The sequence below is a fragment of the Paraburkholderia youngii genome (genome assembly GCF_013366925.1).
Taxonomy (GTDB): Bacteria; Pseudomonadota; Gammaproteobacteria; order Burkholderiales; family Burkholderiaceae; genus Paraburkholderia; species Paraburkholderia youngii.
The window spans coordinates 1122267-1147909 of the sequence record NZ_JAALDK010000002.1 but is presented as its reverse complement, the minus strand read 5'-3'; the positions used below and the strand labels follow the sequence as shown (position 1 = coordinate 1147909).

Annotated in this window: 25 protein-coding genes; 7 read left to right on the top strand and 18 right to left on the bottom strand. The window is 62.1% G+C overall.

Translation table 11 applies throughout. The annotated features are described in order from the left end of the window. Positions 1 to 12 precede the first annotated feature (12 nt). The 4 genes from G5S42_RS36565 to G5S42_RS36550 all read right to left on the bottom strand — a co-directional run bounded on the left by G5S42_RS36565 (position 13) and on the right by G5S42_RS36550 (position 4257). On the bottom strand, positions 13 to 1143 hold the full coding sequence (locus G5S42_RS36565; protein ID WP_176111588.1) for an ABC transporter ATP-binding protein: 1131 nt from the start codon (positions 1141 to 1143) through the stop codon (positions 13 to 15). 69 nt (positions 1144 to 1212) lie between these two features. Next, complete coding sequence (locus G5S42_RS36560) at positions 1213 to 2043, bottom strand: carbohydrate ABC transporter permease (protein WP_176111587.1); 831 nt, start codon at positions 2041 to 2043, stop codon at positions 1213 to 1215. Between the two features lie 3 nt (positions 2044 to 2046). Next, complete coding sequence (locus tag G5S42_RS36555) at positions 2047 to 2964, bottom strand: carbohydrate ABC transporter permease (protein WP_312883693.1); 918 nt, start codon at positions 2962 to 2964, stop codon at positions 2047 to 2049. Between the two features lie 60 nt (positions 2965 to 3024). Next, positions 3025 to 4257, bottom strand: coding sequence for an extracellular solute-binding protein (locus G5S42_RS36550; RefSeq protein ID WP_246392326.1), 1233 nt, complete (start codon positions 4255 to 4257; stop codon positions 3025 to 3027). Positions 4258 to 4565: 308 nt separating this feature from the next. On the opposite strand from G5S42_RS36550, the gene G5S42_RS36545 reads away from it, so the two are divergent. After that, on the top strand, positions 4566 to 5642 hold the full coding sequence (locus G5S42_RS36545) for a LacI family DNA-binding transcriptional regulator (RefSeq protein ID WP_309234952.1): 1077 nt from the start codon (positions 4566 to 4568) through the stop codon (positions 5640 to 5642). On the opposite strand, the gene G5S42_RS36540 is transcribed toward G5S42_RS36545, so the two are convergent. The 10 genes from G5S42_RS36540 to G5S42_RS36495 form a co-directional block, all read right to left on the bottom strand. After that, positions 5621 to 6010, bottom strand: coding sequence for a type II toxin-antitoxin system VapC family toxin (locus tag G5S42_RS36540; RefSeq protein WP_018433686.1), 390 nt, complete (start codon positions 6008 to 6010; stop codon positions 5621 to 5623). The genes G5S42_RS36545 and G5S42_RS36540 overlap by 22 nt on opposite strands. Further along, positions 6010 to 6240, bottom strand: a complete 231-nt coding sequence (locus G5S42_RS36535) for a type II toxin-antitoxin system Phd/YefM family antitoxin (protein WP_013093946.1) — start codon at positions 6238 to 6240, stop codon at positions 6010 to 6012. The genes G5S42_RS36540 and G5S42_RS36535 overlap by 1 nt, the downstream gene beginning before the upstream one ends. A 571-nt stretch (positions 6241 to 6811) precedes the next feature. Further along, positions 6812 to 7051 (bottom strand): hypothetical protein, encoded by a 240-nt coding sequence (locus tag G5S42_RS36530; protein WP_176111584.1) that lies wholly within the window; start codon positions 7049 to 7051, stop codon positions 6812 to 6814. 50 nt (positions 7052 to 7101) lie between these two features. Further along, entirely contained in the window at positions 7102 to 8232 is a 1131-nt protein-coding gene (locus G5S42_RS36525; protein WP_176111583.1) for an ABC transporter ATP-binding protein, read from the bottom strand. Between the two features lie 112 nt (positions 8233 to 8344). Next, on the bottom strand, positions 8345 to 9682 hold the full coding sequence (locus G5S42_RS36520) for a GH1 family beta-glucosidase (protein WP_176111582.1): 1338 nt from the start codon (positions 9680 to 9682) through the stop codon (positions 8345 to 8347). Positions 9683 to 9740: 58 nt separating this feature from the next. Further along, complete coding sequence (locus G5S42_RS36515) at positions 9741 to 10571, bottom strand: carbohydrate ABC transporter permease (protein ID WP_018433683.1); 831 nt, start codon at positions 10569 to 10571, stop codon at positions 9741 to 9743. Further along, complete coding sequence (locus G5S42_RS36510) at positions 10568 to 11602, bottom strand: carbohydrate ABC transporter permease (RefSeq protein ID WP_176111581.1); 1035 nt, start codon at positions 11600 to 11602, stop codon at positions 10568 to 10570. The genes G5S42_RS36515 and G5S42_RS36510 overlap by 4 nt, the downstream gene beginning before the upstream one ends. Positions 11603 to 11731: 129 nt before the next feature. Continuing rightward, a complete protein-coding gene (locus G5S42_RS36505) occupies positions 11732 to 12979 on the bottom strand; it encodes an ABC transporter substrate-binding protein (RefSeq protein WP_176111580.1) in 1248 nt (415 codons plus the stop codon). A 188-nt stretch (positions 12980 to 13167) separates the two neighbouring features. Then, positions 13168 to 14259 (bottom strand): LacI family DNA-binding transcriptional regulator, encoded by a 1092-nt coding sequence (locus tag G5S42_RS36500; protein WP_176111579.1) that lies wholly within the window; start codon positions 14257 to 14259, stop codon positions 13168 to 13170. A 192-nt stretch (positions 14260 to 14451) separates the two neighbouring features. Beyond that, positions 14452 to 15606, bottom strand: coding sequence for a porin (locus G5S42_RS36495; RefSeq protein WP_176111578.1), 1155 nt, complete (start codon positions 15604 to 15606; stop codon positions 14452 to 14454). An 845-nt stretch (positions 15607 to 16451) separates the two neighbouring features. Between G5S42_RS36495 and G5S42_RS36490 the strand changes: the two genes are divergently transcribed. The 3 genes from G5S42_RS36490 (at position 16452) to G5S42_RS36480 (ending at position 19645) form a co-directional block, all read left to right on the top strand. Next, complete coding sequence (locus G5S42_RS36490; RefSeq protein ID WP_176111577.1) at positions 16452 to 16760, top strand: BON domain-containing protein; 309 nt, start codon at positions 16452 to 16454, stop codon at positions 16758 to 16760. Positions 16761 to 17205: 445 nt separating this feature from the next. Then, complete coding sequence (locus G5S42_RS36485; protein ID WP_376776852.1) at positions 17206 to 18312, top strand: IS5 family transposase; 1107 nt, start codon at positions 17206 to 17208, stop codon at positions 18310 to 18312. Positions 18313 to 18487: 175 nt separating this feature from the next. Next, positions 18488 to 19645, top strand: a complete 1158-nt coding sequence (locus tag G5S42_RS36480; RefSeq protein ID WP_246392322.1) for an endo-1,4-beta-xylanase — start codon at positions 18488 to 18490, stop codon at positions 19643 to 19645. A 40-nt stretch (positions 19646 to 19685) separates the two neighbouring features. Here G5S42_RS36480 and G5S42_RS36475 read toward each other — a convergent pair whose 3' ends face one another. The 3 genes from G5S42_RS36475 to G5S42_RS36465 form a co-directional block, all read right to left on the bottom strand. Continuing rightward, the gene (locus tag G5S42_RS36475) at positions 19686 to 21251 is read right to left on the bottom strand and encodes an alpha/beta hydrolase (protein ID WP_176111575.1); all 1566 of its coding nucleotides are present in this window, start codon (positions 21249 to 21251) and stop codon (positions 19686 to 19688) included. Positions 21252 to 21635: 384 nt separating this feature from the next. Then, positions 21636 to 21851, bottom strand: a complete 216-nt coding sequence (locus G5S42_RS36470; protein WP_176111574.1) for a YMGG-like glycine zipper-containing protein — start codon at positions 21849 to 21851, stop codon at positions 21636 to 21638. A gap of 11 nt (positions 21852 to 21862) precedes the next feature. Beyond that, entirely contained in the window at positions 21863 to 22240 is a 378-nt protein-coding gene (locus G5S42_RS36465; RefSeq protein ID WP_176111573.1) for a hypothetical protein, read from the bottom strand. 388 nt (positions 22241 to 22628) lie between these two features. Here G5S42_RS36465 and G5S42_RS36460 point away from each other — a divergent pair, with 388 nt between their 5' ends. From G5S42_RS36460 to G5S42_RS36450, 3 genes are all read left to right on the top strand, one after another. Next, a complete protein-coding gene (locus G5S42_RS36460; RefSeq protein WP_176111572.1) occupies positions 22629 to 22967 on the top strand; it encodes a hypothetical protein in 339 nt (112 codons plus the stop codon). Between the two features lie 151 nt (positions 22968 to 23118). Continuing rightward, positions 23119 to 23595, top strand: coding sequence for a type II toxin-antitoxin system RelB family anti-toxin (relB, locus tag G5S42_RS36455; RefSeq protein WP_176111571.1), 477 nt, complete (start codon positions 23119 to 23121; stop codon positions 23593 to 23595). A gap of 2 nt (positions 23596 to 23597) precedes the next feature. Beyond that, positions 23598 to 24923, top strand: a complete 1326-nt coding sequence (locus tag G5S42_RS36450) for a type II toxin-antitoxin system HipA family toxin (RefSeq protein ID WP_176111570.1) — start codon at positions 23598 to 23600, stop codon at positions 24921 to 24923. A 42-nt stretch (positions 24924 to 24965) separates the two neighbouring features. Here G5S42_RS36450 and G5S42_RS36445 read toward each other — a convergent pair whose 3' ends face one another. Further along, positions 24966 to 25643 (bottom strand): FadR/GntR family transcriptional regulator, encoded by a 678-nt coding sequence (locus G5S42_RS36445; RefSeq protein ID WP_176111569.1) that lies wholly within the window; start codon positions 25641 to 25643, stop codon positions 24966 to 24968.

Below are 25643 nucleotides of genomic sequence, written 5' to 3'. Positions count from 1 at the left end.
GTCACAAGCGGATCAGTGCAGACGCGGCAGCGCGAAATCCTTGTCGTCGAAGACGTGGCACGCGTGCGGTGCGAACGCCAACTCGACGCGTTCGTCGTGGTTCACGCCACCGTCGCCGGGCAGTTTGGCGATCATCGTGTTGCCGTCTCGCACGCCACCGTCCACGTGCACGTAGCTGTGCTCGCCCATCCGCTCGACCAGACGCACGGCGCAGCGAATCGTCTGCACGCCGGGCTGCGCCGACGGCAGGGCGAGATGCTCCGGCCGGATGCCGAGCGTGACCTGCGAGCCGACCCGCTGCTTGCGGCCGTCGACCTCGGCGCGCACGCGCTCGCCGGTGGTCAGTTCGACCTGAATGCCCTTTTCGTCGACCGCGAGGACCGTGGCCGGCATGAAGTTCATCTTCGGCGAACCGATGAAGCCCGCGACGAAGCGGCTCTTCGGCCGGTGATACAGATCGAGCGGCGCGCCGATCTGCGCGATGCTGCCGTGTTTTTCCATGTCCGCGCCGGCGTGCAGCAGCACGATCTTGTCGGCGAGCGCCATTGCTTCGATCTGGTCGTGCGTGACGTACACCGCGCTCGCGCGGTTGAACTCGCGATGCAAACGGGCGATTTCAGTACGCGTTTGCACGCGCAGCGCGGCGTCGAGATTCGACAGCGGCTCGTCGAACAGGAACACGCCCGGCTCGCGCACGATCGCGCGGCCGATCGCCACGCGCTGGCGCTGGCCGCCGGACAGCGCAGCGGGGCGGCGCTCGAGATAGCTGTCGAGTTGCAGTGCGGCAGCGGCGCTGCGCACTTTCTTGTCGATGATGGCCTTGTCGACTTTCGCCTGACGCAGACCGAACGCCATGTTCTCGTACACGCTCATATGCGGATACAGCGCGTAGTTTTGGAACACCATCGCTACCTGGCGCTTCGCGGGTTCGACGTTGTTCATCAGTTCACCGTCGATGCGCAGTTCGCCGTCGGTGATCGATTCGAGGCCGGCAATCATGCGCAGCAGCGTGGACTTGCCGCAGCCAGACGGCCCGAGGAACACGCAGAATTCATCCTTGCCCACTTCGAGGTTGGCGTCGCGGATCACCGAGTTACCGCTCGTATAGGACTTCTGTACGTTAGTGAGAGAGATGCTTGCCATGTCGTTTTTGCGAAGTTCGGTGTGCGGGCCACTGCGGCCCACACGATTCGAGGTGGTGTGCGATGCGGATCAGCCCTTGAGCGAGCCAGCCATCATCCCCTTGATCACGCGCTCCTGGCCGAACGCGTAGGCAACGATCAGCGGCAACGAGGTGAGCACGAGGACGGACAGCATCGAAGGAATGTTCGACGCGTATTGCCCCATGAAGTCCCAGATCGCGAGCGGCAGCGTACGGTGCTCGGCCGTCGACGTGAGCATGTACGCGAAAATGAACTCGTTCCACAGGCCAATGCCGTTGAAGATCGTCACAGTGGCGAGCCCCGGTGCCGAAAGCGGGAAGAAAATCCGCCAGAAGATGCGAAACGGACTGCAGCCGTCGAGCTGCGCAGCTTCTTCGAGCTCGCGCGGAATCTGGCGCATGAATTCGGTCAGGATGAAGATCGACACCGGCAGACTGAGCGCCACATACGGGCCGAGCAGCGCGAACGCGGTGTCGTAGAGGCCGAGGTTGCGCGTGAGCAGATAGATCGGCACGAGCGTCGCATGCAGCGGCACGATCATGCCGGCGACCACCAGTCCGAACAGCGTCTTGTTCAGCGAGAAGCGCAAGCGCGCAAACACGTAGGCCGCCATCGCACTGATGATGACGATCAGCAGCACCGACACGCCCACCGTGAACACGCTGTTACGGAAATAAGTGAAGAACGGCCCCTGCAGCACAGCCGCGTAATTGCCCCAGTACAGATGGCTCGGGGGCGCCCACACGGACGTCGCGAAAGTCTCCTCCTGGCTCTTCAGGCTCGACGCGACCATGAAGAGAAACGGGATCGTCGTGACGGCCAGCCAGATCAGTGCCAGCAGAGGAATCCCGACGCGGGGGAAGCGTAGTTTCTTGTTCATGGTTCAGACCTCGGTTGCATAACGGCGGGTGAAGTACATCGACACCGCCGCCACCGTGATGACGATAAGGAACATCGCCGAGCCGATGGTGCTGCCGTAGCCGAGTTGGAACGAACTAAACACCGTGCGATACATGTAGGTGGCCATCACCTCGGACGAGCCTTCGGGGCCGCCACCGGTCATGACGAAGACGAGATCGAAGTAACGCAGCGAGCCGAGCACGGACAGCAGCACTGCCGTGCGCACCGTGCCCTGCAGATGCGGCAGCTTGATGCGCCAGAAAATGGTCCATTCGGATGCGCCGTCGAGCAGCGCAGCCTCGTTGACCTCGGCCGGCATCGACGAGAGCCCGGCGAGGAACAGAATCATGTAGAAAGGCGCGTTCTGCCAGATGATCACGGCAATCGTCGCGCCCAGCGAAAAATGCGGGTCGCCCAGCCAGTCCTTCGCGAGGCCATCGAGCCCGAATGCCTGCAACGCGACGTTGACCGGACCGAAATTCGGATCGTAGATTTGCTTGAACAGCACGCCGATCGCCACGCTCGACATCAACAGAGGAAGGAAATACAGAACCTTCAGCAAGCGCGAGCCACGGCCGGCCTTTTCCAGCAGCACGGCGAGCGCGAGCGCGATCGGAAGCTGGATGACGATCGATGCGACAGCAAGAATCACGTTGTTCCGCAGCGATTGCCAGAACACCATGTCGTGCGCGAGCCGCTCCCAGTTCGCGAGCCCGATATAACGGGCAGTGTTGCCGAGGCCGTTCCAGTCGAGCAGCGACAGCCGCAGGCTGGAGACGAGCGGATAGAGCAGGAACACGGCCAGCAGCAGCAGCGACGGTGCAAGAAACACCACCGTGACGAGCGTTTGCGATGAGAATCTCAGCCGGCGTTCGGGTGTAGCGGAAAGTGCGATATTCACGGGCTTGTATGCCGGCCGGCACCTTGCGGTGCTGGCCGGACTTTTCTTTGAGACTGGAGATTAACCGCCCTTCTTCGAAGCGGCTTCCATTTGCTGCGCAGCGGCTTCAGGCGTCACCGACAGGCCGAACAGCGCCTGCGTCGTGTCCTTGTGCATTTCGCCGAGGGCCGGCGGCAGTGCCTGGTCGTACCAGAGCTGCACGCTCGGAGCCGCGGCTAGCAGTTGCTGCAGACGCTGCGTGAACGGATCCTCGATCTTGACGTTGTTGACCGGCGGCAGCTTGTGGTCATCCGACGCGCGAGCCTGCATTGCCTGTTCGTCGGTCAGTGCCTGGATCAGCTTGAATGCTGCGTCCGGCGTCTTGCACTCGGCCGAGATGCTGAGGAAGCCGTCGCCCACCGTGCCGATCAGGTCGCGCGGGTCACCCTTGCCACCCGGCACGCTCGGGAACGGGAAGAAGTCCAGATCCTTCGAGAACGTCGGGTTTTCGTTCGCGATCGTCGAAGCTTCCCAGGCGCCCATCAGCTCCATGGCGGCCTTGCCCGTGTACAGCAGACGGCGCGACGCACCCGAGTCGTAATCCAGACCGTTGATGCCCGGTGCGAACGCGCCAGCCTTCACGAGCTCCTGAATGCGCTTGCCGGCTTCGACGAACGCCGGATCTTCGAAGCCCTTGCCCTTGCCTGCGATCGCGTCCTTCACGACTTGCGGACCACCGATACGGTCGACGAGGTACATGTAGTACATCGAACCGGTCCACTTGTTCTTGTTCGCGAGCGAGAACGCTGCAACGTTGTGCTGCTTCAGCACGTCGACGACGTGCATCAGTTCATCCCACGTCTTCGGCGGCGTGATGCCGTACTTCTTGAAAACTTCCTTGTTGTAGAAAATCACCGCGGCCGCTGCGTTTTCGGCAGCAACACCGTAGGTCTTGCCGTCGAATGTCGTGACATCCCACGACGATTGCATGAAGCGGTTGCGATACGCCGGGTCCTTGGTCAGGTACGGCGTCAGGTCGGCGATCTGGCCGGACTTCACGTACTCGTGCAGGCCGCCGCCGCCCCAGTTCTCGAACACGCACGGCGGCTGGTTCGCGCCGAAAGCGACCTTCAGCTTCGTCTTGTACGCTTCGTTCAGCACGTGCGAATTCTCGACCTTGTAGCCCGGAACCGCCTTTTCGAATCGATCCGACGCGTCGCGAATGATCTTGCTCGACGACGCATTGGTCTGCTGGTCCCATACCGTGATCGTCTTGGAGTCCGCCGCTAGGGCGTTCGAAACAACTGCAGACAACGAAAACAGCAGCGCCGTCGCGCCGACAATGGACCGCGCTTTAAACAACGCCGGGTACGCCATGTGTGTGTCCCCTCTTGTGGATTTTTAAGAAACCGCCGAAACGTTAACGTTAGCCTTAACGTTAGTGAATGTTAGGTCGATGCGGGAAGTAAGGCTATGCGGGATTTTACCTGGTCTCGGCGGGCTGCGACGCAACACCTGCATAAGATTGATTGATTGTGGGAAAGCGGAAATATATAGGGTTCTGCTAGAATAGCGACTACATAAACGGTATCGCTAACGCGATTAGCGAGTCGACCCATCCAATGACCTCTCGCACAGCTCCGACCCGCATGGCAAGGCAAACCCCCACACTTGAGCACGTCGCCAAGCTTGCCGGGGTGTCCCAGATGACCGCATCGCGCGCTCTGAACGGCCGTCCTGGCGTGTCGCGCGAAACCCGTGACGAAGTACTGAGAATCGCGTCAGACATCGGTTACGTCGTCAACCGCACCGCGCAGAAACTGTCGGGTGGCCGCAATGGCATCATCGGCATCATCACGCCGACGCTCGACACGCAATTCTCCAGCGAACTGATTCTCGGCGCGGGCCGCGCGGCGCGTGGCGCGGGCTGCGAGATGCTGGTCTACACGGTGTTCGACGAAGATCGTCATACGCATCACGACCTGCTCGGACTGATCCAGCAATTCTCCGACGGCATCCTCGCGATTCTTCCGCGCGAGTCGCTGTGCCTCGAGGCGCTCGCCACCGCGAAGGTGCCGGTCGTCGTCGTCGATCAGCGCGGCACGCTGACGGGCTTCCCGTCGGTGTCGGTCGACAACTACGGCGGCGCCTGTCTCGCGGTCGAACACCTGGCGGAGCTCGGTCACAAGCGGATCGCGTTTCTGGCGGGCGACGAAACGATCGAAGGTGTGCGCGACCGGCAACGCGGCTACCACGACACGCTGGCTCGTCTCGGCCTGCCGCGTGAAGACTCGCTGGTCGCCGCGGGCGACCTGTCGCAGATGATGGCGTTCGACGTCACGTTCGATCTGCTGAACCTCGCCGAGCCCCCCACCGCGATCTTCACGGCCAACGACCAGAGCGCGTTCGGCGTAATCGCCGCAATTCGCGAAGCCGGCCTGCGCGTGCCGGACGACATCTCGGTGATCGGCTTCGACGACATCCCGATGTCCGAGCAGTTCCATCCGGCGCTCACCACGATCCGTCAACCGTTCCAGCAAATGGCGCGCTCGGCGGTCAACACGCTGCTCGCGCAAATCGCCGGGATCGACGCCGCTTCGCAGCGCATCACGCTGCCGGCGGAACTGGTGGTGCGCGATTCCACCGGCCCTGTCCGCACCAAGCAGCGCCGCGGCCGTCACCAGATCGTTTCGACGTAAGTCGACGCGCGCACCTTCGCATCCGAAGTCACGAGCGCGCCGCCATGCGTGCGCGCGGTCGCGACGATCAGGCGTTGATGCAAGCTGAGCGAAGGCGGCAGCGTGGCCGCGCGAAACGCGATCTCGGTGTCGACCGGAATCATCCGCACGCCGTCTAGCGACAGAAACGTCGACATCCAGCTGCGCGCGTCCATCGACAGCCCGAGACTGCCGACCTTCACGAACTCCGCGATTTCGAACGCGCTGATCGCCGAGATCAGGATCTCGCCGCCGGCGAGCTCCCGATCGATCGCATCGTGCGCGGCCTGGCTCAGCGCTTTCTGCCTGCCGAGCCAGCACACGAGCGCAAGCGTGTCGAGCGTGATCATTACTCTTCCTGGTCGGCGGTGACCGGTTGCAACGCATGCTTCAGATTGAAATGCGTAATCGACGCGCGCAGCAGCTCGAGCGGATTTTCCTGTTTGCTGCGATACGGCCGAATTTCGATGGTGGGTTGCCCGCGGTCGGTGACGACCACGGTTTCGCCCAATGCCTCGACCTGACGGAACAGCTCGCAGGCCCGGGACTTGAAGATGGCTTTAGATACTCGCTTTTCCATGACGCTCTCCACCCAGCAAAATTCCAACGGTTATTTTTTGTGTCGGGCCGACGCGCGCGCATGCGAACGCCCGCGATGCGCGGCCCGACATTCTTTATCAACCTTGCTCTCAGGCACTTCTTCCCAACCTACTGCCAGGAGCTCCCTCGAACTCCCGTCCAACTCGCGGCGACGATTGCCGTAACCGCGGCACAGCCCGCACCGGTAGCGCCAATCCCTGCGCGCAACCGCTGCGCTTCCATCTAATCGATACGTTTTACGCAGAACGCTCCGGCCATACAGGGTCGTGCCGGACAGGAGCGCGACGCGTCCCGGGTTTCAATGTCTGCTCCGTGTTTTAGCTCTTCGAATAGATGTAGACAGCCGGAACGTTACCCTTAACGTTAGCGGATGTTAATGGCCCCGACTCGCCGCCGCCATGCGGAGTTAACCTAAGCTCGGAACCACTATCCGGAACCACCCGACCCGACCCTCAAAGCCAAGCCCAGCAAGGATGAAAGCTCCGTGCAAGGCATAGACAGCAAAGCATAATATTTGATGCAGACCAACTAACGACATCCCTGCTTTTGCCTCACTCTTCGTCGTCCGATGCAGGTGGCCTCGATGAAGGCTCCGCATCGAAATGTACGATCCACGCATGCAGCGATTCGCTCGGCTTCTTCAACCTTCCTCGCTGCTGCGGCGCTCGTTCGATAGCCGATTGCCCGCGGTCCGCGGCAGCCGCCGTTTCACCAGGCGTCTGCGCATACCGCTGCCCGGACGGGCCGCTAGCCGCGGCCGCGCCATCGTCCTTCGCTACATTTTTCTCCATCGCGCTATCCGCCATCGGTGTGCTGGTGCTCGCTCGTCGGCATCGGCCTGTCAAACGACCGCGCCTACGTCCTCGCCGACTTTGGGTCGCGAGAGACTCACCGCGGCGCCGTCCGCATCGAACAACGTGACCGACGACGACGCCACCTTGATCCCGACGCGCGCGCCGACCGCATGCTGCGCGTCCTTCTTGTCGAGCTTCAGCGTGATCGCGTGCGCCATGCCATCGAGTCGCGCATGCAGCAGCGACACGTCGCCGAGATGCTCGACCAGTTCGACACGCGCGGCGAGACCGTCGTCGAGCGAGCCGATGCCCAGATGCTCGGCGCGCACCCCGAGCGTCAGCTCGCCGCTCAGCGACTGCGTCGACCGGCCGGGCAACACGATGCGCTGGCTCGCGCCGGCGAGCGCCACGACGGTTTGCGTATCGCTTTGCGACACCAGCGTCGCGGCCAGCATGTTCATCTGCGGCGAACCGATGAAGCCGCCGACGAAGCGGTTCGCCGGTCGCTCATACAGTTCGAGCGGCGCGCCGGTCTGCTCGATGTGGCCTTTGTTGAACACGACGATCTGCTGGCCCAGCGTCATCGCCTCGACCTGATCGTGCGTGACGTAGATCATCGTCGTGCCGAGTTCGCGATGCAGCTTCGCGAGTTCGATACGCATCTGCACGCGCAGCGCCGCATCGAGATTCGACAGCGGTTCGTCGAACAGGAACACGCGCGGCTTGCGCACGATCGCCCGTCCGATCGCGACGCGCTGGCGCTGGCCGCCCGACAGCGCCTTCGGTTTGCGCTCGAGCAGATGCGTGATCTGCAGGATCTCGGCAGCACGGCCCACCGCCTCGCGTACTTCATTTTTCGACTTGCCCGACAGCTTCAGCGAAAAGCCCATGTTTTCCGCGACCGTCATGTGCGGGTAGAGCGCGTAGCTCTGGAACACCATCGAGATACCGCGGTCCGTAGGCTGCAGATCGTTGACGCGTACGCCGTCGATCAGAATGTCGCCGCCCGTTATCGACTCGAGCCCCGCGATCATGCGCAGCATCGTCGACTTGCCGCAGCCCGACGGTCCCACGAAGACCGTGAACTGGCCGTCCGGGATATGCAGATCGATGCCCTGAATCACCTGCGGTCCTTCGCCATACGTCTTCGAGACGTTGCGCAATACGAGTTCGCCCATTTGATGCCTCCTCCTCAGTCCTTGTACTTGCAGACCCCGCGTGACGCTATCCCACTGCCCCACTACTGTCGCGCCACGCGAGGTTCGGTGCGCCCGCCGCCGGGCGTGCGCGTCAGCGCACGGCTGCGACGCCGGCGTGTTGCGCGATCACGTCGCGATACCAGAACGCGCTGTCCTTCAGCGTGCGCTCCTGGCTCGCATAGTCGACGTAGACCATGCCGAAGCGCTTGTCGTAGCCCGACGCCCATTCGAAGTTGTCCATCAGGCTCCATGCGAAATAGCCGGCCACGTCGACGCCCTGTTTCACCGCGTCCGACAACGCGGCCAGATGCAGGTCATAGAAGCGCACTCGCTCGGCGTCATGCACGCGGCCGTTAGCCAGCACGTCCTTCGCCGCGCAGCCGTTCTCGGTGATGTAGATCGGCGGCAGCTTGTAGTCGGCGTTGATGCGCGTCAGCAACTCGGTCAGGCCTTGCGGATAGACTTCCCAATCCATGTCCGTGAAGCCGAGCACGCCCGGCGGACGCTTCTCGCCCGATGCGCTCGCGAAGATGCGCGTGTAGTAGTTGATGCCGAGGAAGTCCATCGGCGTGCCGATCACGTCGAAATCGCCGCTCAGGATCGCCTCTTGTGGACCGTTTGCGCCATACCATTCCAGCGCCTCGGCCGGATACTCGCCCTTGAACAGGGGGTCCATGTACCAGCGCACGAACTTCGCGTATTCGAGCGACGCGGCGGCCTGATCTTCAGGCGAATCCGTTGCGCCATGCGCCGGCGACTGATTCAGAACGATGCCGAGCGGTGCCTTCACGCCATCGGCGCGCAACGCCTGCAACGCGAGACCGTGCGACAACAGCAGATGGTGCGCGACGTGCGCGGCTTTCTTCAGATCGGCGTTGCCCGGCGCGAAATAGCCGGTCGCGTTGCCGAGCCATGCGGTGCACCACGGCTCGTTGTGCGTCGCGATCGATGCAACGCGGTCGCCGAGCACGCTGCCGATCTTGCGCGCGTAGTCCGCGAAGCGATAGGCCGTGTCGCGGCTTTCCCAGCCGTTTTGCGTATGCTGCAGCGACAACGGCAGGTCCCAGTGATACAACGTCGCGAACGGCTGGATATCGCGCTCGAGCAAACCGTCGACGAGACGATCGTAAAACGCGAGACCCTTGTCGTTGAATGCGCCGCGTCCAGTCGGCTGCACGCGCGGCCACGCGATCGAAAAGCGGTAAGCATTGACGCCGAGTTCAGCCAGCAGATCGAGGTCTTCCTCGAGAAGGTGATAGTGATCGCATGCGACATCGCCGTTCTCGCCGTTCACGACCTTGCCCGGCACTTTGCAGAATGCGTCCCAGATCGACGGGCCGCGGCCGTCCTCATGCGCTGCGCCTTCGATCTGGTAGGAACTGGTGGCCACGCCCCAGACGAAGTCTTCGTTGAATCGATACGTCGACATAAATGTTGTTGTCCCGAATGGTCATGCCCGCCAGGGCGTGAAGATGAAAGGAAAAATCTCAGGCCTTGACCGCGCCGGTCGTCAGACCGTCGATCAAACGCCGCGAGGTGAACGCAAACAGCACGAGCAACGGCAGCACCGCGACCGCGGAACCCGCCATCACCGCGCCCCAATCCGAATTGGTCGGGCTTTGCAGAATGCGCAGCGCGAGCGGCAGCGTGTACATCGACGGCGAACGCAGCACGACCAGCGCCGACAGAAAGTTGTTCCATGCCTGAATGAAGCTGATCAGCCCGAGCGTGCCTAGCGCCGGTCCCAGCAGCGGCATCACGATGCTCCAGTAGATGCGGAATTCACCGCAGCCATCGATGCGCGCCGCCTCGATCAGCTCGGATGGGATCGCCGATGCGACGTACTGGCGCATCAGGAACACGCCGAGCGCGGCGGCCGCGCCTGGCACATACAGCGCGCGCGGCTGATCGATCCAGCCGAGCAGGTTCATCGTCATGAAGGTCGGAATCATGCTGAGGAACGGCGGCACCAGCATCGCGGTCAGCGCGATCGCGAACAGCGTCTTCTTGAAGCGGAACTCGTACATCGCGAACGCGTAGCCGGCCATCGACGTGACCAGCAGCGTCAGCACGGTTTGCATCGCGGCCGTATAGAAGCTCCAGCCGAGATTGCGCCAGAACGGAATGTGCCGCATCAGCGAGGCCATGTTGTCGAGAAACGCGCTGCCGAACCACAGCGGGGGCGGCATCGAGAAAATCTCCGAGCTGGTGTGCGTCGCGAACACGAACATGAAGTAGAACGGCGAGAACATCAGCAGGCCGCCGGCCACCACGATCGCATAGCCGATATAGCGGCCCTTGTTGTTCGACGATTTCATCGCTGTGTCTCCTCGTTCATGCCGCTGCGGTGAAAGATCCGCGTGTTCAACCACATCAACGCACCGATCGAGATGAACAGCAGCCATGCGATCGAACTCGCGGTGCCGAAATCACCGTCGTGGAATGCGGTGCGATACATATAGACGGCCGTCGTCAGGCCGGACTGGCTGGTACCCATGCCTTCGTTCGGCAGCAAGATGAACGGCTCTTCGAACAGTTGCAGCCCGCCGATGATCGACAGCGTGACCGCGAAGAAAATCATCGGCTTGATCAGCGGAATCGTGATGCGGGTGAACTGTTGCCAGCCGTTCGCGCCGTCGATGCGTGCGGCCTCGTACAGGTCTTTCGGAATGGTTTGCAGCGCCGACAGATACAGCACCGTGTTCCAGCCGACATAGCGCCAGAAGATCACGACCGACACCGCCGGCTTGACGTTCTTCGGGTTATATAGCCACTCGATCGGATGCGCGGGTACGATCCAGTGCAGGCCGGGCAGCTTGCCGAGCTCGGCGATCGCGAGATTGATCATGCCGAAGTCGGTCGAATACAGCGACGAGAAGATCAGCGCGATCGCAACGCTCGACGTGATGAACGGCAGGAAGTACAGGCCGACCATCAGGTTGCGCCAGCGGCGAAACGCGGTTTGCAGAAAGAACGCCAGCGGCAGCGCCACCAGATGCTGCGGCACGCCGGACATGACCGCCATCGACGCGGTGTTGTACAGCGACTTCCAGTACCACGGGTCGGTCAGCGTGAACGTGAAGTTCGACAGACCCACCCACTTCATGCTCGCGAGTCCTGCCGTCGCGTCCCAGCTCTGGAACGACAGGTACAGCGAAAACAGCAGCGGGAACGCCATGAACAGCGCGAACAGCAGGAAAAACGGGCTGAGAAACAGGTAGGGTGCGACCTTCACCGGATCGAGCCGCGAAGTTTTGCGCGGCGCGGCGAACGGCGTGGGCGAGCTCAGCACATCGCTCACGCGTGCATCGCGGGCGACCTCTTCGGTCGTGGGCAGCGGAGTGTTCATCAATAGTTCCGTCCAGTCGGGCGTGGGGTGGGTCGATGACCGGCCACGCTGTTTGCAGCAGACTTGCAGCGCACTTCGAGACACTTCGGCCGCGGCACGCAGCGTGCCGCGACCTTGCATCGATACCGCTTAACGGCGGACCCGATGGGCGATCTGGTCCTGCGCTTCCTGCAGCGCGGTATGCACGTCTGCGCCATCGTCGACGACCTTGTCGAGTGCCGAGTGCACCGCTTCCTCGGCGACCTGGTCGAACTTGCTGCGCTGGATCGCCGGGATGTGCGATGCCGCATCACGCCAGATCAGACGCGCCTTCTCGTCGCCGAGGAACGCGACCGGCTCGGCGAAGAACGAATCGGTCTGCGCGGAGAGCAGCGACGGGAATGCGTCGATCGAACGGAACGAGGCGAGCTGCGTTTCCTTGCGGGTCGTCAGGAACTTGATGAATTCCCACGACATCGGCTTTTGCGTCGCTTTCACCGGAATCGACCAGAACGTGCCACCGAACGATGCGTACGCGTTATTCGGCAGATTGGCCGCGCGCCACAGGCCCTTCGTGTCCGGTGCGATCCACGACGACAGGTGGCCGCCGAGCCATGCGCCCATCATTTGCGTCGCGACGGTGCCGCGCTTGAAGCTCTCGGCCCATTCGTTCGACCACGGCGTGATCTTCGCGTCGAGACCGAGCTCGCGCGCTTTCTTCGCGAGTTCGAACGCCTTTACGAAACGCGGGGACGTGACGATAGGATTGCCGGCCTTGTCGAAGTACACACCGTCGCCTTCCTTCAGGTCGGCGCGAATGTAGATGTCCTCGATATCACGCGACGATGCCATCAGATACGCACCCGTCGCCTTCTTGATCTTCACGCCGGCTGCGAGATACGAGTCCCACGACTTCGTCAGATCGGCTTCGGTCACGCCCGCCTTGTCGAGAATGTCCTTGCGATAGAACAGCGTGCCCGGACCGATATCGGCCGGCATGCCGACGATCGAGCCGTCCTGCGTGGTCGCCTGCGCGAACGTGTAGTTGATGAACTGGCTCTTGTACTGGCCCGCGCTATACGGCGCCTTCGACAGATCTTCGAGACCGCCGCCCGCCGCAAAGCGGCCGATGAAGCCGACCTCGACCGCCATCACGTCGGGCAGATTCGAGCTCGTCGCGAGAGCGGTGGTCATCGCGTTGTGGTGATCGGCGATCTGGAGCGACGACACCTTGACGTCGACGTCCGGATGCAGCTTCTTCCACTCCGGCAGCGCGTCCTTGATTTCCTGATCCAGCTTCGGAAAGACCGCGACGTTCAACGTGGTGTTGGCGTGCGCGCCGGCTGCGGCCAGGCTGAGCAGAACGACGGCGGCAGAGCCTGAAAAGCGGAATTTCATTACTCGTCTCCTAAAAAAACCTGTTTGAACTGCATTTGATGAATACCCGGTTGCTGCGACCTACTTCCCCTGTTGTCTTTGTTGCTGCTTTGCTTGGTACTGCTTTGCTTGGTGCCGAATGTGCTGCTGAATCTCTGCTTGACTGCCGATACCTGAAAGCGCTTTCACGCCGAGGCGAAAAAAATCCGCTACACATGCGTATCCCCCTGCTCTACCGGCGGGGTGATTCGCCGCGTGGTTTCACGCGTCACGAGCGTGAGCGGGATCGGGCTGAGTGCGATCGACTGCTTGCGGATCATTTGCACGATGCCCTGCGCGGCGAGTCGGCCGATTTCATAAGTCGGCTGGCGAACCGTCGTCAAAGGCGGCGTCATGTACGACGAAGTCGGCAGGTCGTCGAAGCCGACCAGCGACACGTCGTCCGGCACCCGCACGCCGCGGCGGAACATCGCGAGGCGCGCGCCGTACGCGGTCTGATCGTTTGCGCAGAACACCGCGCTGAACGATGGATGGCGCGCCATTAGGCGCTCCATCGCGGCGACGCCACCCGTTTCGAGGTAATCGCCCTGCTCGACGAGGTCGGCATCGAAGCCGATGCCCGCTTCCTCGAGTGCGGTCCGGTAGCCGACGAGGCGCTCGATCGCATCCTCGTGACTGGCCGGACCGGCGATGAACGCGATCTCGCGATGGCCTTGCTCGATCAGATGATGGGTCGCGTCGCGCGCGCCCTGCATGTTGTCGATCGGCAGGCCCGCGAGCGTTGCGCTGTTGTGCACCGAGCGGCCCAATACGAGCATCGGTGCGTGCCGCGAGTAGTCGGTCAAAGTCGACTCATCGAGTTGCGCGTGCAGCAGGATGATTCCGTCGACGCGCCGCGCGATGAACTGTTCGAGGCGCGCCTTTTCGTCGGCGATGTTCCAGCGGCTGCTCACGAAGATCGGCGTAAAGCCCGGCTCGGAAAGCGACTCTTCGATACCGCGCAGCCACTCGGCGTAAAACGGGCTCGATACGGCCTGTGTCAACACGCCGATCGTTTCGGTCCGGCCGCTCGCGAGACTGCGCGCGAGCACGTTCGGCCGATAGTTGAAACGCGCGATTGCCTCCTCCACCGCCTGCTGCTTGGCGGGAAGCACGCGCGCAGAACCGTTCAGGATCCGCGATACGGTGCTCGGAGAAACGCCGGCCGCGCGCGCGATGGCCTCGAGCGTCACGTTGGGCGCAACGGGTACGTTGGGTACCTTGGGCGCGCCGGGGTTGTCGTTTGAGCCGTCGTCGGTCATGAGTTCTGCCTGAATCCTGTGATGAAAGCGCTTTCAGATAAGAAGAAACGCGGGTCCGTCCGATGATGAAATCGAAAAAGCAGCCGATGCGACGAGGGTGGAGGAGGCGTCGCACCGGCCTCTCTATGAAAGAGAAAGAAACAGTCCTTGAAACAAAGAGATCACTACGATTGCTGATCAGGCAACCTCAACTCAGAACGAATGCATGATCCCGGCGAAGACACCAGTCTGGCTTTGACCATAGTTCGGGTTGCTGTTCGACGACGTGCCCGTCACCGGATTGAAGTTGTTGTTGCCGTACGGCCCGTTGCCGAGGTTCAGGTTCGACGTCGAGCTGTTGTGCACATAGCCCGCTTCCGTGTACAGGAACGTGCGCTTCGACAGCGCGTACGTGCCGGCGAGCGTGAACAGCGTCGCGTTGCCGTTGCCGTTGTTCGCGTTCGCGTGGTAGACCGCGGCCGTCAACAGCGTGGGCGCCGTGACCTGCCATGCGGCCCCGAACCATTCGTGGTTCACACTGGTCGGCGCGCTGACGCCGAGCGGCTGCGACGCATTGGTCACGCCCACGCTCGCGTTGGTTGCGTCAGGCGCGCTCAGGTGCTGGTAGCCAGCGTACAGCTTGACCGGACCGAGCACGTACGTACCGCCCGCGAGAACGTAACGCGAAGCGGAGTACACGTTATTGAACGTGCCGTTGGCGCCGCGCACTTCGTCGTAGATCACCCGGAAGTCGCCCGAGCCCCACGTGTAGATACCCTCAACCGCATTCGTACGACCCTGGCCGGTCGGCACGCCCGCCGCGTTGACCGGCGCCGAGTTCCAGCTCGTGTTGTTGGTCAGCGAATACTGGCCCTTCAGCACGAGGCCGCCGAACAGCACCGGCGAGTTGTACTCCGCGCCGTTGCTGGTGCTCGTCCAGTTACGGCCGCGCACCAGGGTCGAGATCGCGTAGCGCTGCATCACCTGCGGGTCGGTGCCCCAGCTGTCTTGCGCCAGTTCGCCGGCGCCGAGGTTACCGATCTTGAACAGACCCCAGCTGTCGTTCGTAAAGCCCACCGTTGCGTGACGGCCGAACAGATTGCCCGCCGATGCACCAGTCATCGTATTGAGCTGACCCTCCAACTGGAAGATCGTCTTTGTGCCGCCGCCGATGTCTTCAGAACCGATGAGGCCAAACCACGAGCAACCCCAATCGCCGCTTTGGGCTGACCACTGGTGGCCGCCCGGGAGGCCGGTTTCAAACTGGATGCCGTTGTCGATACGGCCGTACAGGGTGACGCTGCTCTGCGCATGAGCCACCGTCGTCGCGGCTGCCATCACAGCCACAGCAATAAGCTTCTTCTTCATTTAGATATCCTATATATATTTTGGCGTCTCCAAGCCGCACAGGACGCACGCGTTCTCACACGTTTCCCCTCTTGCCGAAATGTTCGCGTCGTATCCGCATCACATTTCGAGGCGATTATAGGGATGACCTTGCGCCGCGCATCGAACTAACGGCTCAGGGAAAACGCTGTTATCGATAACAGTTGCGCGCCGCCCGATCCCGCAGTAGCACCCTGCTTTGTGACCATTACGTGATGGTCACAAGCGTCGGAACTCCGTTTGAATTCACGAACCGAGACGATGCGCAAACCCGTCTCGCGCGTCGCTCAGCGCTCGCTTAACAAGGGAAGCGCACTCAAATGCAAGAAAAATCTCGCGCTTGTTGTTGCGAAGATGCAACGACCCGGCTCACGTGCATTGACGGTTTGCGCTTGACGAACCGGCGTCGGAGCAGTCAGCAGCGGCGGACATTACCGACTATCATCAATGCATAAGATGCCGGGCAACGAGCCGGGCTCAGCCGCATAGCAGGCTGAGTGCGGGATTGTCAGTGCATCCGTCTGGCTCTCGCGCTCCGTCACGAACGCTCCAACCAGCTCCCATCCCTCGGCTCTCGCTGTTCCCCGCCACGCCGCGCCTGCGGCGTCCCGCTCGAACGCGCTGCCCTTGCGAACTTTTCTGCGGGCGACGGCTTGACCGCCCAACGCCCCCAACTGGCCAAACCTCGACGCGCAATCGCGATAACCGCGACGCAAGCAGTGAAAGAGGGTTTTGTCCAATGCACTTCCGAGGCCTCGCATTGAGTCGGACCGGAAGATTTGCCGGCGGATTTTGCCGGCACACCTTGGTGCTAATAAGGAGGTATCGTGAAAACAACCCTTGTTTCTACGCTCGCGTTGCTGGTTTCAGGCGCAATCGCGCCGGTTGCCTATGCCCAGGATTCGCAAGCCACCGACCAACAACTCGCTCATAGCGTGCGGGTTGCGGAGGCGCACAGCGGCGTCGGGATGTCACATGTGTTTGTCTTTGCCCACTCCGGGCAAATCACGCTGCTCGGATTTGTGCCCGAGCGGGAGCATGTCGCGCGTGCCGAACGGGCTGCGATGTCGGTGCCCGGTGTCACCTCGGTGGACAACCGGCTCACGCCCGACGGTGGCTCGTTGAACGGGCATTGAGATCGAACTGAATCGCGGTGCGCGGACGACGATTGAAGCAGACCCCGCGCGTTGAAGGGATTCGGTTTTCCTGTTCCGCCAGTTGGATTGGATGACTGGCGCCCTGTTTTCGCACGGTCAGCCGCGCGGCCCGTTTGTGCACCCCTACCTGAAAGCGCTTTCATCCCGCGCCGGGTCAAACCGGTCGACTCGACGCTCATCCATCATTCGTCATCTCGTTGATCTGTCGGGTAAATCCCTCATAGCGGGGATGCGGCACGCTGCTTAAGATCGTCACTGTTACCGATAACGTTACAAGTAGTTAGAAAAGCAGCCGAACCAGCATTTCCTCACAGGAGACAGGAGTGCGTCCTCTAACAGGCTGTTGAATTTGGATCCCGTGTAAACGGGGTTTGAAGGACGGGCGTTATGGATATCGTGTTCATGATCTTTGGCAGCGGATGCGATGCGCGGAATGGACGAGATGCAGGAACCCCTGTTCACGACGGTCAAGCTCGAGGACTTCGTCCCGGCAGATCACCCGTTGCGACCGATCCGGTTGCTGGTGAATGATGCGTTGAAACGGCTCAACGGGCTGTTCAGCGTCATCTACGCGGACACCGGTCGTGCCTCGATTGCGCCTGAGAAGCTGATGCGGGCGCTGCTGTTGCAGGTGTTCTACTCCGTACGCAGCGAGCGCATGCTGATGGAGCAGATGCGCTACAACCTGCTGTTCCGCTGGTTTGTCGGGCTGGCGATTGAGGACGCCGTGTGGGACCACTCGGTGTTCTCGAAGAACCGCGACCGGCTTCTGGAGCATGAAGTCGTGGAAGCGTTCTTCACCGAAGTCATGAGCCTGGCGGACAAGCGGGGCTTGCTGTCGAGAGAGCATTTCTCGGTGGACGGCACGCTGATTCAGGCGTGGGCCAGTCACAAAAGCTTCCGCCGCAAGGACGGCCCGGACGATGGTCCGCCAGCCGGCGGTGGCCGCAACGCCGACACCGACTGGAAAGGCGAGCGACGTAGCAATGCCACGCACGAGTCGACTACTGATCCGGAGGCGCGATTGTTCAAGAAGAGCCACAAGAGCCCGGCCATCCTGTGCTACCACGGGCACATCCTGATGGAGAATCGCTCGGGGCTGGTGGTCGGCGCCGTGGTTAGTCACGCAGATGGTTTTGCCGAGCGGGCCAGCGCATTGCAATTGCTCGATTGCGTGCCAGGTACTCATGCGAAGACAGTTGGCGCCGACAAGGCGTATGACACCCGTGACTTCGTGAACGATTGCCGCGCTCGCAACGTGACACCGCATGTCGCGCGCAACGATGAGCGTTGGGGCGGCAGCGCCATCGACGGTCGCACTTCGCGGCATGCGGGCTACCGGACTAGCCAGATCATCCGCAAACGAATCGAAGAGCATTTCGGCTGGGGCAAAACCATCGGGCGGATCCGGCAGACGGTCTATCGCGGCCTCAAGCGCGTCGACCAGCACTTCAAGCTGACGATGGTTGCGAGCAATCTGACCCGCATGGCCCGAATGCCAGGGATGGTGCCGCGAGGAGCGACGCGATGAGCCGCCAATGCGCGAAGACTGCGCGCCAGACGAGCCGCATGCGTGCGCCTGCCCCGCGCAGATCGCGCGGTGAACCGTTAATTCAGCGCAATATCGCACGCGCAAGTCTCCTGAACATAGCTTCGGTCGTCATGACGGGGCGCTTTTCAACAGCCTGCTAAGGACCTCGATGCGCATGCTCTGCGCAGCCGCCACCATTTGTACGCTCACATGGACCGCAAGCTGCGCGCTCGACCGGGCGGCCGTCGCTCATGACGGCCCGCCGCTCGCCGCGGCGCCCGCCGAAACGCTGCCGCCTCTGCGCAGTGTGATGGCCGCGCACTTCAAGGTCGGCGCGGCGATCGAACCTGATTCGATCGACAGCCCCGCCGACGCGACGCTGATCGCCGCTCAGTTCTCGAGCCTGACCGCCGAGAACAAGATGAAGCCGGGCACGATCGGCGTCGCGGAAGGCAAGTACAACTTCGAGCCGGCCGACAGGATCGTCGCGTTCGCTCGGGCGCACGGCATTGCAGTGCGCGGCCATACGCTCGTGTGGCACTTCAAGGCCGACGGCTGGACCGAGGCGCCGGACTGGTTCTTCGCGGGCGATCCGAAAGATCCGCACTATCGCGACATCGTCGTGAAGCGGCTCGATCGATATATAACCGACGTCGTCACACACTTCCGAGGCAAGGTTTATGCGTGGGACGTCGTCAACGAAGTGATCAGCGATGATCCGCATCAGGTCTATCGCGAAGACAGTCCGTGGTATCGCGCTCTCGGCAAGGACTACATCGCGATCGCGTTCCGCGCGGCGCGCGCGGCGGACCCGGACGTGAAGCTCTATATCAACGAGTACAACACCGACGATCCGCACAAGCGCGCAAAGCTGGTCGCCGTGATTCGCGACTTGCGAGCGCAGGGGGTGCCGATCGACGGTGTCGGGCATCAGATGCACATCAGCGTGAACTGGCCGCCACTGCCGAACATCAAGCAGGCATTCGACGATGTCGCCGCGCTAGGCCTCGAAAACCAGGTAACCGAGCTCGACGTGAGCCTCTATGCCGATCCGGGAGAATGCTGGAGCAATCCGCATGCGTGTCTGCCAGACCTCGGCCGTCCGGTTCCGAACGACATCATGCGTGCGCAGGCCGAGCGTTATCGCGCGGTGTTCGCCCTATTCGAACAGGAGCCAAGCATCAAGGCGGTGACGTTCTGGGGCTACTCGGACAAGCACACGTGGCTGACGTCGGCGCCAGTGCCGCGCAACAACCTGCCGCTGCCGTTCGATGCGAGCCTGAAGCCGAAAGCGGCGCTGTGGACGATCGTCGATTCGTCGTATCAGCCGTAACGTCGCTCCTCGCGCGGAAAAGCGGATGGCGATCCACACCTCAAGGCTCGTCCGAGCCGGCCTTCTCGAGCGCGTTCAGGTCTGCCGCGAAATCGTCGGGTGGACCGCCCGCCGTTTCGTGCGTGCGCGGCGGTGACTTGACCACCGGCGGCGGCATTTTGCCGATGCCTTCGTCGATCCGCTGCAGCAGATACGGGAAGAACGGATTCGACGCGATGCGGAACATCGAATCGAGCGTCAGAATCAGCGTGCCGCGTTCGCCGCGCGGCGCGAGCGTGCCGAGGTTTTCGTTGAAGTTCTCCGAATCGTCCGGCGCGATGCCGTACAGCGCGTCGGTGATCGGGAAAGGAATCGCGACGTGCGACAACGAGAAAATATCCTGTGGATAATCGATGTCCAGCGGCTTCACGCGTTTTTGCACTTCTCCCGCATAAACGCTGCGCTCGACGGTATGCGCCGAATCCGGCGACACGTTGGCGATCACCGTCGTGCGATAGTTCTGCGGACCGATGCGCAGCAGTCGCGAGAGCGCCGTGTATGACGCGTTGCGTAGGAAGGTCCTGAAACGCACGCTGCGGTTCACGTCGAACAGCACGACTTCGCTGCCGTTCTCAGGCAGCTTGTCGTAGAGCAACGACATCACCGCGGGCGTGCTGACCGTGAAATCCGTCACCGACTGGAACGTCAGAATAGGCGGCAACGAATCGAGCCGGTTCTCGCGCTCGAGGCGCGCAATCTGTTCCTGAATCACGCTCGTGAGGAGATAGGACTGCCGCGCGCCGTTTACAGGAAACGAGTTGTACTTGAACGGGTTGAACTCCGGCACGATGCCGAGCCACGCGGCGCGCGCGAAGGCCGGCAGCACCGCGGGCAATCCGGCGAGACCAGCAAAGCGCGCGTAGCGCGTAACGCCGATCATCGGCGAGATCAGCACGACGCGCGTCGGACGCGCGAGCGCGGGATTCTCGATCGCGTCGAGCGCATATTGCAGCGCGAGCGCGCCGCCGTTCGAAAACCCGACCAGCTCGATCGGCTTGTCCGGCCCCACGCGACGTCGCGCTTCGCGTACCGCGAGCCGCGTGGCCGCGGTCCAGTCCTTCCAGTGCACGTCGGTGAGCCCCGCCGGCACCGTGCCATGTCCCGGCAAGCGGATGCCGATCGCGACAAAACCGCGATCGCGATATCGACGCGCGATATGCCGCATGCTGTACGGCGCATCCGTCATGCCGTGCAGCAGCACGACCGCACCTACGGGTGGGCCCGACGGTTCGAGAATGTACGAGCGATTCCAGTTTTCGGCGAAATGCCACGGAAAGATCGGCGAGCCCTCGTAATAACGGTTCGCCGGAATGCGCTCGGACGGCCGGATCTTATCGACGACATTGACGCGCACGTCTTCGAAAATCCGGTTTTCCGCCTTGATGTACGCGTTCCAGTCGGCGGTGTCCATTTCTTCGACGGTCATTTCGCGCGGCACATAGGTGTGCCATACCGACAGCTCTGGCCCGCGCTGCGAATACCACGCGCGTAGTCCCAATGCGAGCACCGCCAGCAGCACCACGACCCATGCACTTATCTTTATTACCTTCAGCGACGTGCGCAGCATTCGTGTTCTCTTGATGAGATGAAGGTTGCACCGCGCGCAGGCTGCTCTCTGCGTGGTGTGCGCATGCCGTCATCGCGACGGCTTCCGGTTTGGATATCCTAAGGGCTTTTAATCAGCGGTTCAAACTTTGTCGTCCGAGCGCGCGCGGCGCGGCATCGACGAAGACTGTGTATGACCGGATGATTGGCACGGCATGCTGGAGAGGCAAGATATGCCCGGCGCGAATGATTGCAAGAAGAGTCCTTCAGCGACGCTTTCGAGCTCGCTTCGTCCGACGCCTATGTGCTGCCCATCAAGGCCGCACCATCGGGCCGTGCGCGTCAATAACGAAAAGCCGGGATGCAATCCGTGACGCGCCCCGGTTTGCCTGCTCGCTGGCAATGACTAACGGCCGCGGATATTGCCGGCCACGCCGCCCGCCGCGCCGCCGATGATCGCGCCGGTCCACGCGTCGCCGCCAGAGATCGCCGCGATGCCCGCACCGGCGCCCGCGCCGAGTGCCGCGCCGCCTATCGTTCCCTGCGTCCGCGGGCTCATGTCCGCGCAACCGATCATCGCAGCCAGCGCGCCAATACTGACGATCCACCCAAGTCGTTTCATGATCGTTCTCCTTATTGATTTTTCTTCAGGCCGGGCACGACCATCTGGAACCAGAGGGTCTCGATCACCGGGTGCTGGATCATCGTGGGATTGGCCGCGTAGTAGCTGTCGAGGCCTTGACGCACGCTGTCGAGCGTCTGGCCTTGCATGCCCTTGCCGAAGCGCTGCGCGATGTCATTGCTGTTCGCCGTGTTGCCGGCATAGGCGCGCTCGATGTCGATCACATTCGAGATACCCACCAGATACGCTTTCTTCTGCTCGTCGGTCGACTGCATCCATTGCTGGCCCGTGACGATTGGAATGTTTTCCGCACGCACGACGTTGCCCATCATTGCCAGCGACAGAAAAGTCACGGATAACAGCGTTCGCCATTGTGGTTTGCTTGCCATCACATACTCCAGGGAAGTTATGTTCTCCAGCGGCCGGCCGGCGACCGCATCCGGCGGTGTCGATCGCGTTATTTGGAAGAGTGGTCCGTGGGTCTCGTCGATTCTCCTTTCAGGTTCATCGGTCGGCGTGGTTCGCCGGTTCAGGTTCTATTAGCGTTGAGTCGTATCAGCGAATAGACACCTTGATGGCAGAAAATCTCGTGACGGATTGGAGTGATTTGCACACATGCGGTGTGCGCGCAACGATTGGAATCGCGTTGGCATCGCCGCGTAACACACGCTATAGAGTCTACAGCCTTTTCTGCAATTTCCAAGCTCATTTCCGCTCGATGCACGCCGCGTGAAATTTGTGTCAATTTCATTCGACGAGCGAAAGGAGTGCGATGCAATGCGCGTCAACATTCATCGGTTATCCTGCGCTCAAGTTGGCGCTGGCGATATTGCTAGCGATTTTTTATCGATGGCTATTCAGTGTTCTATCCACGCAATCCGAACACGGTTTCTTCTTCCTTTCGTGAATGTTCGGCTTCCTGATTGGATCGCGTTAATTGAAAACGATGTGAATCTGTCGATTTACGTTCGAGACGCTTGTTCTGGCATTACATGCGATTTTCTATTGATGCGTTTGTCCATCATCTTCATCGGTGACGAGCGGAGCTTGCCTGCGGCGGTTGGCTGCGCAGCAGCGAAGGGAGTGGTGGTGCGCAGTGGACCGTTAGTTGCGTGATGGCTGGCGTGAAGGGGACAGCGTTTCAAATGATTCCGCGCTCACCATTAACAGTCTTTAGCTTGTATTTACGAAATACAGGGTATAGACTGTATCCGCAATTTACAGGTTTTGACCTGTTACGTCGCCGCAGCCGAACCGGAGATCCACCGTGGACTACGCGATCAAGACACTGAGCCAGCTCAGACCGATCCTGCAGGGCTTCAGGAAGGCCGCCGGGCTCACTCAAACCGCGATGGCCGCCCATCTCGGCGTCACCCAACAGACCTACGCGCAACTCGAAGCGAATCCCTCGGCCGTCAGCGTCGAACGGCTCTTCAGGGTGTTACGGGTCTTGCAGGTCGATCTGAAGCTCACGCCGAGCGGATCGACGCAAAGCGTGGCCGTGGAAGACGCGCCGCCGGCCGCAGCAAAAGGCAACGCCATACGCGCCACGCGCGCGCAGGCTGCGGCACAGCGCGCGGCGACGACATCGCCCGGCGAGGCCAGCGACCGCGCCGCAGCCCAGGCATCGGGCACCAACGCCAAAGCGGCCAAATCCGCCAGCACCGCCCAAAAGCCCAAAGCGGTCAAGCCCGCCAAGGCAACCAAAGCGGCCAGCACGAGCAAGAAACGGGAGGACTGGTAAGCATGGCGCGCAGCACACCGAACCGTCTGAACCTATGGATGAACGGCCTGCGGGTCGGCGCCTGGGAAACGGCACGCAGCGCCGAACGTCTGACCTATGCCGACGAATGGATTGACGATCCGCAAGGACGCCCGCTATCGCTGTCGCTGCCGTTCACACCAGGCAATCAGCCGTATCGCGGCCAGATCGTCGCCGACTATTTCGACAATCTGCTGCCCGACAGTGAACCGATCCGGCGCCGCATCGCCGCGCGCTACCGGACCGGCAGCACCGCGCCGTTTGCGTTGCTCACCACGCTCGGACGCGACTGCGTCGGCGCTCTGCAACTGCTGCCGCCGGACGAAGAGCCGAGCGACCTGATGAGCATCCACGGCCGCGAACTCAGCGACAGCGACATCGCGGCGCTGCTGCGCGGCACGACGACGGCGGCGCCGCTCGGGCAGCACGATCCGCTCGAAGACCTGCGTCTGTCGATCGCCGGTGCGCAGGAAAAAACCGCGCTGCTCCGTCATCACAACCGCTGGTTGCTGCCCGAAGGCAGCACGCCGACCACGCACATCTTCAAGCTGCCGCTCGGGCTCGTCGGCAACATGCGCGCCGATATGCGCACGTCGGTGGAAAACGAATGGCTGTGCTCGCGGATCGTCGCGGCCTACGGGCTCCCGGTCGCGCCTTGCGAAATCGCGCGATTCGACGAACAGAAGGTATTGATCGTCGAGCGCTTCGATCGCCGTTTGTCGAGCGACGCCACGTGGATCGTGCGTTTGCCGCAGGAGGACATGTGCCAGGCCACTGGTACGTCGGCGCTGCACAAGTACGAGTCCGACGGCGGACCGGGCATCGAGGCGATCATGGAGATACTCGCGGGCTCCGCCCGCGCGACGACGGACCGCCGCAACTTCTTCGCGACGCAGTTGGTTTTCTGGCTGCTCGCCGCGACCGATGGCCACGCGAAGAACTTCAGCATCGCGCATCTGCCCGGCAATCGCTACGAAGCCACGCCGCTCTACGACGTGCTGTCCGCGCATCCGATCATCGGCAGCGGTGCGGGACGTCTCGCGGCGCAAAAAGTGAAACTGGCGATGGCGGTTCGCGGCAAGAACGTCCACTACCTGCTCAATCAGATCCAGCGCCGGCATTGGGTCGCAGAAGGACAGCGCGTGGGCTTTTCCGCCACCGATGTCGATGCGCTGATCGATCAGTTGAGCGCGCAAACGGAGACGGTGATCGATACCGTCTCGTCGCGACTGCCCCCCGATTTTCCGCTGGACGTGGCCGATGCCGTCTTCGACGGCATGCGCCGGTTGAACCGGAAGCTTGCGCAGTAAAGCTCCGCCAACGCCTAACCAGCGCGCGGCGCCACGGCAACCTCACGCACGCCGCGCCGCCGCTGCATCGGTCTTCGCCGATGCACGCCACTGCACACTCAGCAGATGCTCGCGCATGCATTGCGCGGCCGCGTCCGCATCGCGCGCTTTCAGCGCATTGACGATCACCTGATGCTGTTCTGCGAAAAACTGCCGCGTCTCCTGCGCGGACGTTTTCTCGCGAACCGCCGGCTTCACCCGCATGCCGTTGATCACCTCCATCAAAGCGATCAACGCGGGATTGCGCGTGGCATGTCCGATCAGCAAATGAAAGCGATGATCCCATTGCTGCCACTCTTCGTCATTTTTCGCGGCGGCATTTTTGCGTGCGCATTTCTCCAGTTCCTGCAGATCGTCGCCACTCGCTTTCGTAGCGGCCAGCGCGGCCAGCGCCGGCTCGAACAACAGCCGCATTTCCGCGATATCCGCGGGACTTGTACCGGCGCGCAAGCCGCGCAGCGTCGGCGCAAACTTCAGCGGCCGCGCGCCCAGATAGGTGCCGCGGCCGACGCCGCGCCAAACGCGCCCCGACGCCTCGAGTGAAGCGAGCGCCGCGCGCAACTCGCGGCGGCTCACGTCCAGTTCTTCGGCGAGCTTTCGTTCGGGCGGCAGCGCGTCACCGTCCTTCAACCGATGTTCGGCGATGTAGTCGAGCAGTACACCCAGTACCGGTTTTTCCAT